Genomic DNA, 2243 nt, shown 5'->3' with positions numbered 1-2243 from the left:
GAATAGAGTTTTTCAGAAAACTATACAAGGAGATGGGATGTGGGGAAATCGGGGATAAACAAGTGGTTAATTTACGCAATCCTATTATTCTAGGTGAGGATAAAAAAATCCATTGCGAAATCCAAGAAATTACCAATAACCAACTTTTTGGCTTTAATATTTTGGAAATCCCAGGGCACGCTCCAGACCAGGTTGCCTTTTATGGAAAAGAGTGTAAGTGGCTATTTGCTGGAGATTTATTAATTGAAAATATTCCAAGCAATGCCTTCATTGAACCAGATTATGATGGGATCCGTACAAAATCCTTGGTCCAACAAAAGCAGTCATTAGAGAAATGTTCGTCATTGAATGTTGAACTCGTTTTTTCAGGTCACGGTATGATCATAGAAAATCCTGTTGATTTATTAAAAGAAAGAATAAAAGAGATTGATGAAAAAGCCAACAAATACATAAGCATTATTAAATCCGGAATTTCAACCGCAAGTGGAATTGCCCAATTACGATATAAAGAAAAGTATGAAAAGCAGTTTTTCAATATTATGTCTGAAATTATTGGTTATCTAGATTATCTTGAATTACAAGGGGAAATTAATAAGGAAATGGAGAAAGGAATTTGGCATTATTATTGCAACTAAATCATTGAAGGGCCTTATAATGCCTTTGATTGATGTTGTAAAACCCTTTTCCGATATCTCCAAAACGGGTTTTAGTCATTATGTTTAACCGTTCATACGACCATGATAGTTAATGAATGGGCAGCATGATGTAATAGGGTTTTAAATCCCTTGAAATATAGGGGTTTAAAGAGTATTTAGAAATAAATGCTCACCTATTTGCTCACCTAACATGTAAATATCTATTAAAGTTGAAGGTCTTCCATCAGTTTACTGAACTGATGGGAGGCCTTTTCTTCCATGTTGTCAGTCATATGAGCATAGATATTCATCGTTGTTTGAATATCTGTATGTCCTAATCGTTGTTGAATTTCTTTCAACCCCACCCCTGCTTCGATCAGTAAAGATGTATGCGTATGCCTGAATGAATGCAACGTAATTTCTTTGTTGATATGCGGTAACTTCTTAAGAAGACGTTGTAATCGAATTGCAGGCAGTTTTTGCACTAATGGATATCCCTCTGGTGAAGTGAAGACAAAGTTTTCATCCACGTAATGATGACTGTTTTGGATTTTCATTTTATTTTGCTGTAGTAGATGCTTTTTTAGTAACTTCATGACCTGATTGTCCATTTTAATCGTACGGATAGATCCTTTTGTTTTTGGTGTAAGCAATGTGTAATTAACCTTATTGTTCGTGGGGTTATATAAAGTCTTGGAAATTCTTATAGATCCACGCCTAAAATTGATATCAGGCCACTTGAGAGCTAACGATTCACCTATCCGAATTCCTGAATAGGCTAATAGCGAAAACAGCGTATAATCATTACTAAGTCCTTCAGTACGAGCAAGGGATAAGAATCCTATAAGTTCGTTTTTTTCTAGGAATTTCTTTCTGAGATTCTCCTTTTCAACTTCCTCAATAGTAGCTTGTTGTTTAGGAAGGCTATAATTTTCTGTCGGATTCTGTTGTAACCATTCCGACTCAACGGCAAATTTGAAGATCATTCGGCCTGTTGTATGAATCCCATCCATATAGTTCTGTGAATACATCTTGCACAGCTCATTTAAATATTCTCGATAAGCAGACTTACTAATACTTTTTATTGGTGTGTTTTTCCACTGTTTAAGTAATACGTTAGATTCTTTCGTTCTAGCCCGTACACTACTTACTTTAGCTTGTGTTGAATAACTTTCAAGCCACTTTTCTGCTAACGTATGAAAGTTCATATTAGAGTCTTGTAAGAATTCTCCTCTAGAAACATTGAATTCTAGCTCTTTAGCTGCATCTTTAGCTGCTGTTTTAGAAGAAAATCCTGATTTAGTAATCTGTTTTCGCTTTTTGGTAATAGGGTCTATGCCTAAKTTGACGGTGTAACTCCACTTATCGCCTCGTTTGCGGAAGTAAGCCATTATGTGCCTCCTTTAATTAGTCATCTTCCAATAACAATTTCAGCATCGTCTTTACTTTTCTATTTATGCGAAAGTGAAAGAGATGACTAGCAATAGCTAATCGTCTTTTTTTGTATGAAAACATATTCGTGAAAGGCCATACTAAAATAAGCCCACCATATTCTAATTTTTTGAAGGACGTAAATGTACTATGTCGTTATTTTAACTGGTTATGCAG

General features: G+C 35.1%; 2 protein-coding genes. One reads left to right on the top strand and one right to left on the bottom strand.

All coding sequences use genetic code 11. From position 1 onward, the window contains the following. On the top strand, window positions 1–635 hold a 635-nt coding region (locus tag AC1DUW_RS26520), incomplete at its 5' end, for an MBL fold metallo-hydrolase (RefSeq protein ID WP_477643894.1). Window positions 636–859: 224 nt separating this feature from the next. On the opposite strand, the gene AC1DUW_RS26515 is transcribed toward AC1DUW_RS26520, so the two are convergent. Next, window positions 860–2026 (bottom strand): site-specific integrase, encoded by a 1167-nt coding sequence (locus tag AC1DUW_RS26515; protein WP_477643893.1) that lies wholly within the window; start codon window positions 2024–2026, stop codon window positions 860–862. Window positions 2027–2243: the final 217 nt, after the last annotated feature.

This window comes from Peribacillus sp. P4_C12 (assembly GCF_056402095.1).
Note: the sequence above shows the minus strand (reverse complement) of the source record. Positions and strands in the feature narration are given on the sequence as shown.